The sequence below is a fragment of the Acinetobacter sp. UBA6526 genome (assembly GCF_002434875.1).
GTDB classification, from domain to species: domain Bacteria; phylum Pseudomonadota; class Gammaproteobacteria; order Pseudomonadales; family Moraxellaceae; genus Acinetobacter; species Acinetobacter venetianus.
The window spans coordinates 3,433-8,743 of record NZ_DJLC01000151.1 but is presented as its reverse complement, the minus strand read 5'-3'; the positions used below and the strand labels follow the sequence as shown (position 1 = coordinate 8,743).

The window sequence follows — 5,311 nt, the reverse complement described above, 5'->3', positions numbered from 1 at the left end:
TTTTGATTGCAATTATTGCGGGCGTACTGCTCTATGCTGGTGGTTTAAAGGCAATTCAAGCAGCATCAATTATCGCAGGTTTCCCAATCGCAATCTTTTTAGCCATCATGAGTGTGACATTATTTAAAAGCTTACGTCGTGAACAGCAACCTTGGATGATGATGCCTGAACATGTTCGTCCTGAGTTCTGCAAAGAAAAAGATAACTGCTCTAAATAACTAGTTGATACAAACAAATAAAGGGATCAAATTGATCCCTTTATTTTTATTTATGAATGATAAATGCTTTATCAACCTAGCCCCTTTTGTCCGACTTGACCGGGTAACTGATCTAATAACCAAGTTCTGAATTGTTTTACGCTTGAAGGAATAACACCTCTATCAGATGGTTCTAGCATACAAAAATTAGCCTGTGTTCGTAACACTGTTTCAACAGGTCTCACTAAAGTTCCATTATCTAAATATTCATCTACCAGTGATCCCCAAGCAAGCGCAACACCTTGACCGTTCATTGCTGCCTGAAGCAGCATCGGATAATTATTAATATTCACTCTATTCTTTGGTTTCACTTCAGGATAATTAACTGACTCAAACCATTCAGACCAAGTAATCCAATCCTTTTGAGAGTCATCTAAATACAACAGAGTTCGACCAAACAGCTCCTCGGCTGTTACATTTTCAGCAAACTGTTCTAAATAACTAGGACTACAGACTGGAAATACTTCTTCTGGAAATAAAGTCGTTACGTTCATCCCAACAGGTGGTACCCGACAATAAAACAAGGCAATATCACAATCCATTTTATGCAAATCAAAAATATTGTCCGTTGCTAAAATTCGTAGATCAATACCTTCTTGCTGTTGAAAGGCTGTGACTTTAGGAAGTAACCATAATGCAGCCATTGCATTTGATGTTGCTACTGTGACTTGATGCTCGCCTTGCCATTTTTTTATTTCACCTGTTGCTTTAGCCACCTCTAACAAAGCACTGTAAACCGTTTGGTAATATTGCAATCCTGTTGGTGTTAAATAAATGTTTCGGTTCGCTCTGACAAATAATTCCTTTCCTAAATATTCCTCTAATTGCCTGATCTGACGACTAATTGCACCTTGAGTAACATTCAACTCATTTGCAGCTCGGGTAAAACTGAGGTGGCGTGCAGCTGCCTCAAATACAATAAGACTATTCATTGGGGGCAATGGTTTGATTTTCATGGACACTCCTAATTTGTCCTACATATCCCCATCACGGGATAAGATAAACTTCCTAAATAATTAAAGAGTTAACTCATTAAAAGTGCACAATTCTTCCAAGAATCAAAATATTTTTATTTTCTCTATAAAATGTCATAAATGATTCGTAATAAAAAGTGAGAAAAAGTATTAGTTGAATGAGTTTTACTCATCCGACTAGGACTTGGAAATATACTCAATATTTTGCTGATTATTTCTTCATCTGTATTAGGATTCCTTTTTGTGAATGAACCTTGTTTTGTTAAGATGCTACGAGTTGGGAACGCATTACAACTGCTTTCATTTTGTTGATTCACTTACGACAACCAAGATCGTTATACTTTCCCATTGTTTTATTTGTATTGGCTTTCTAATAAACCAAATACTTTCAAGTTTCATCAATACCTAAGGATTTAACACGCATGAAAAGTGACACAGTTATGGCTGATCTTTCATCTCTTACGCCGATGATGCAGCAATACACCACGGTCAAAATGGATTATCCACATGCATTATTGTTCTATCGTATGGGTGATTTTTATGAATTATTCTTTGAAGATGCACATCAAGCAGCAAAACTTTTAGGCATTACACTCACCCATCGTGGTAAAGCAAATGGTGAGCCTATCCCTATGGCAGGTGTTCCCTATCATGCTGCCGAAGGCTACTTAGCTCGTTTAGTAAAAGCAGGTCGTACCGTTGCAATTTGTGAACAAGTGGGTGAAGTGACAGGAAAAGGTCCAGTTGAACGTAAAGTTGTTCGTATCCTAACACCCGGCACACTCACAGATGATGCTCTCTTAACAAGTTATCAATCATCAAACTTAGTTGCACTCTGCATTCAACAAAATCAAATCGGTTTTGCACTGCTTGATCTCAGTGCAGGTATTTTTAAAGTTCAACAACAAAACTATAAACCAGAGCAACTCCCGATTGAACTGGCTCGTTTAATGCCGAGCGAAATCTTAATCGATGAAGATTTAGTTGATCAAAATATTATTGAACAAATTAAGAAAAATCTTGATTGCCCTGTAACTAAGCGTCCAAATGTTGATTTCAATTTAAATAATGCTCAAAAAACCTTATGTGATCAGCTCTCTGTGTCAACTTTGTCTGGTTTTGGATTAGATCCTTACCCTTTGGCAAAAGCAGCCGCGGCAGCTTTAATTCATTATGCCAAAGAAACTCAAAAAACGGCATTGCCACATATTCGTTCAATTCAGATTGAGCAAAGCACCGACTTTATTGCGCTTGATCCAATTACCCGTCGTAATTTAGAAATTATCGAGCCTTTATTTGAACATGGAACGTCATTATTTCAATTGATTAATGACTGTCAGACTGCGATGGGTGGACGTTTGCTTAGTCGTACACTGATGCAGCCTCTTCGTGATACTGCAATTTTAGATGCTCGACTGGATGCTACAGAACAATTATTAAAAGGTTATCATGAAGCACCAGTCCGTCTGGTGCTTAAAGAAATCGGTGATATAGAACGTGTACTCAGCCGAGTTGCATTAGGTAGTGCCCGTCCGCGTGATTTAGTACAACTCCGCCAAGCCTGTGCACAAATTCCATTTTTAAGACATGCTTTAGCACCTGTCTTAAAAACGCAAAACTCTAAGCTATTGATGCAATTAGATCATGAATTAGGTGATTTTAAGAGTTTGCATCAACACCTCATGGATGCAATTGTTGAAAATCCACCTGTATTATTACGTGATGGCAATGTAATTGCAGAAGGCTATGACGACGAATTAGATGAATTAAGAAAAATTCGTGACCATGCTGGACAATTCTTGATTGATTTAGAAATTAAAGAGCGTGAACGTACAGGAATTAATACCTTAAAAATCGGTTACAACCGTGTCAGTGGCTATTATATCGAACTCACTCGCGCACAAGCCGAGCAAGCTCCTGCCGACTATATACGCCGTCAAACGCTTAAAAATGCTGAGCGTTATATCACCCCCGAACTCAAAAGTTTTGAAGACAAAGTGCTTTCAAGTGAATCCCGTGCCCTAGCCCGTGAGAAACTTTTATTTGAATCTCTTCTAGATGAGTTACGTCAAAATATTGCGCATTTACAAATGATGAGCGCCGCAATTGCAAATATCGACATCTTAGCCAACTTCGCACATCAAGCTCGACTCAACAATTGGGCACGACCTGAATTCACTCCAGAGACAGGGATTAAGATTCAAGCAGGTCGCCATCCAGTAGTTGAAGCTTTGAATAAAGCACCATTCACCCCAAATGATACGTTCTTAGATAGTCAGCATCGTATGGCGATTATTACTGGCCCCAATATGGGTGGTAAATCAACCTTTATGCGTCAAACTGCATTGATCAGTTTACTTGCTTATTGCGGAAGCTTTGTTCCTGCAAAATCAGCCAAGCTTGGTTCAATTGACCGAATCTTTACTCGTATTGGTTCAGCCGATGATTTATCTACAGGTAAATCAACTTTTATGGTGGAGATGACGGAAACCTCTCAAATTCTTCATCATGCAACCAGTCAATCTCTAGTATTGATGGATGAAGTTGGTCGTGGCACTAGTACTTATGACGGTCTATCTTTAGCTTGGGCATGCGTGGTTGATCTGACGAAACGCGTGAAGTGCTTATGTCTATTTGCGACGCATTATTTTGAGCTGACAGAGCTTGGTAGCGAAGCTGGAATTGATAACTATCATGTGACTGCACAAGAGTTAAATGGCAATCTAATTCTGCTACATAAGGTTCAACATGGGCCTGCAAGTCAAAGTCATGGTTTGCAAGTTGCTAAGTTGGCAGGTATTCCAGCCAATGTCATTAAAGAGGCGCAGAAACGGTTAAAAATTCTAGAAAAGCAACAACACCAGCATTTACAGAATAGTGTTCAAAATGATTTATTCAGTGCCGTTGAACATGAAATTGAAACACAAGTTGTTGAACGAATAGTTGAAATAGAGACTCAATCACCTGCTCTTGAATTATTGCAGCAAATTGATGTCGATGATTTAACACCACGCCAAGCCTTAGAACAGCTTTACTCATTAAAAGCTGCTCTAAAATCGTAAATTTGATTTTTAGGACAAGTCGATGTATTCGGCTTGTTCTAAATTCAGCTAGGCTAACTCTTAGTGAAAATAAATATTAATAAACTCATTACACAGCACATTTAAGGAATAAAGACATCAAGCTTCAATTTAAAAAATTAGAAATCACAGAACTCGATTTAATTTGGCAGCACATCAGTCGGCGCGAACTGATCACACAAATGTACCGACAACAAAAACAACAATTAGAACTCATCGATTGTTTTTATGATGTCAAAAATTGGGATGCATATCATTTAGAAAATGATCCGCCATTATTAAAAATGCTGCATCAACATGGCGCTTTATGTGTCGGCGCATTTGATAGTTCACATCAGTTGATTGCGATTCAAGTCGTCTCAAACCAATATATTGCTGATTATCCAGAAGCCAAACTACTTCAATATTTTTATGTGGATGCCAACCATCAAAACTTAGGGATTGGCATACAGCTGATGCAATCCTCAATCATTTCAGCGAAGCAACTTGGTGCTAAGCAACTGTATATTTCAGCAACACCAAGTAAACGTACTGTTGATTTTTATCTTAAACAAGGTGCGACACTTTTAGAAAAACCTGACCAGCATTTATTTGAATTAGAACCAGAGGATATCCATATCCTCTATACCTTATAGTTGCTTAGCTATCTAAAAAATTAAACATTGATGATTTAACCTAGCTCCTCCTATTAACTTCAGCACATATATGAATATACAGTTTTAACTGAAAATAGAAATAAGATTCACTTTCAACTATTTGCCTAATTGACGATCTAACTTATTTATTTTTCTGGCAAAATCTAACTGAGTAATACAACATCTGTTTTATTATCAATAAATTAACTTATTTTTCACATGTATAAATAAACAATATCAATAAAAGCAATTGTTTGTTTACCCCTTTTTTGCCTACAATAGCTCATTCCAAACAAAAAACCGTATTTTTAGGTAGCTGTCGCCATGACCTTCGTTGTCACTGAAAATTGTATTAAATGTAAATA

4 protein-coding genes are annotated in these 5,311 nt (G+C 37.5%); 3 read left to right on the top strand and 1 reads right to left on the bottom strand.

The features are described from left to right. A partial coding sequence (locus tag B4237_RS10325) for a BCCT family transporter (RefSeq protein WP_286942992.1) occupies positions 1–218 on the top strand: 218 nt, incomplete at its 5' end. A 71-nt stretch (positions 219–289) separates the two neighbouring features. Here B4237_RS10325 and B4237_RS10320 read toward each other — a convergent pair. Beyond that, positions 290–1,213: a LysR substrate-binding domain-containing protein gene (locus B4237_RS10320; RefSeq protein WP_286942990.1), complete on the bottom strand. Its 924-nt coding sequence runs from the start codon at positions 1,211–1,213 to the stop codon at positions 290–292. 440 nt (positions 1,214–1,653) lie between these two features. On the opposite strand from B4237_RS10320, the gene mutS reads away from it, so the two are divergent. Next, a complete protein-coding gene (gene mutS / locus B4237_RS10315) occupies positions 1,654–4,293 on the top strand; it encodes a DNA mismatch repair protein MutS (protein ID WP_278596045.1) in 2,640 nt (879 codons plus the stop codon). A 116-nt stretch (positions 4,294–4,409) separates the two neighbouring features. After that, positions 4,410–4,946, top strand: coding sequence for a GNAT family N-acetyltransferase (locus B4237_RS10310; protein WP_278596063.1), 537 nt, complete (start codon positions 4,410–4,412; stop codon positions 4,944–4,946). Positions 4,947–5,311: the final 365 nt, after the last annotated feature.